Annotated in this window: 1 protein-coding gene; it reads left to right on the top strand. The window is 69.7% G+C overall.

The features are described from left to right. Positions 1-4: 4 nt before the first annotated feature. Positions 5-1,422, top strand: a 1,418-nt coding sequence (locus tag ACFWBT_RS40940) for an acetyl/propionyl/methylcrotonyl-CoA carboxylase subunit alpha (RefSeq protein ID WP_385709314.1), incomplete at its 3' end; no start/stop codon positions are given.

The raw sequence follows: 1,422 nt of genomic DNA, 5'->3' as shown, positions 1-1,422 counted from the left end.
CATCGTGCGCAAGGTGCTCATCGCCAACCGTGGCGAAATCGCTGTCCGCGTGGCCCGGGCGTGCCGGGATGCCGGGATCGCGAGCGTTGCCGTGTATGCGGAACCGGACCGGGACGCTCTGCATGTCCGTGCGGCGGACGAGGCGTTCGCGTTGGGCGGTGACACCCCGGCCACCAGTTACCTGGACTTCGCCAAGGTGCTGCAGGCCGCCAAGGACTCGGACGCGGATGCTGTTCATCCGGGCTACGGCTTTCTTTCGGAGAACGCGGATTTCGCGCAGGCCGTTCTCGACGCGGGGCTGATCTGGATCGGTCCGCCGCCGCAGGCGATCCGGGATCTGGGTGACAAGGTCGCGGCCCGGCACATCGCGCAGCGTGCGGGTGCGCCGCTGGTGGCCGGTACTCCGGATCCGGTCTCGGGTGCGCAGGAGGTCGTGGCGTTCGCCGAGGAGCACGGTCTGCCGATCGCGATCAAGGCCGCTTTCGGTGGCGGCGGGCGTGGTCTGAAGGTGGCCCGGAGCCTGGACGAGGTGCCGGAGCTGTACGAGTCGGCGGTGCGTGAGGCGGTCGCGGCGTTCGGGCGGGGCGAGTGCTTCGTGGAGCGTTATCTCGACAAGCCCCGGCATGTGGAGACGCAGTGCCTGGCCGACACCCACGGCAATGTGGTGGTGGTCTCGACGCGTGACTGCTCGCTGCAGCGCCGGCACCAGAAGCTGGTCGAGGAGGCCCCTGCCCCGTTCCTGTCCCGGGCGCAGGTGCAGGAGCTGTACGCGTCGTCCAAGGCGATCCTGAAGGAGGCCGGCTACGTCGGCGCGGGGACGGTGGAGTTCCTGGTCGGCACGGACGGCACGATCTCCTTCCTGGAGGTCAACACCCGTCTGCAGGTCGAGCACCCGGTAACCGAGGAGGTCGCCGGCATCGATCTGGTCCGTGAGATGTTCCGGATCGCCGACGGCGAGGAACTCGGTTACGGCGACCCCGAACTGCGCGGCCACTCGATCGAGTTCCGTATCAACGGCGAGGACCCGGGCCGGGGTTTTCTGCCCGCGCCCGGCACCGTCACCGCTTTCGCGCCGCCGTCGGGTCCGGGTGTCCGTCTGGACGCGGGCGTGGAGTCGGGCTCGGTGATCGGTCCGGCGTGGGACTCGCTGCTGGCCAAGCTGATCGTCACCGGTGCCACCCGTGAGCAGGCGCTGCAGCGGGCGGCCCGTGCGCTGGCGGAGTTCCAGGTGGAGGGCATGGCGACCGCGATCCCCTTCCACCGGGCGGTCGTCACCGATCCGGCGTTCGCGCCGGAGCTGAGCGGTTCGGATGCGCCGTTCACGGTCCATACCCGCTGGATCGAGACCGAGTTCGTCAACGAGATCAAGGCGTTCGCCGCCCCGGCCGACACCGACACCGACGACGAACCCGGCCGTGAGAC

It is taken from the genome of Streptomyces sp. NPDC060027 (assembly GCF_042737005.1).
Lineage (GTDB): Bacteria > Actinomycetota > Actinomycetes > Streptomycetales > Streptomycetaceae > Streptomyces.
This window is presented reverse-complemented; position numbering and strand designations above follow the sequence as displayed.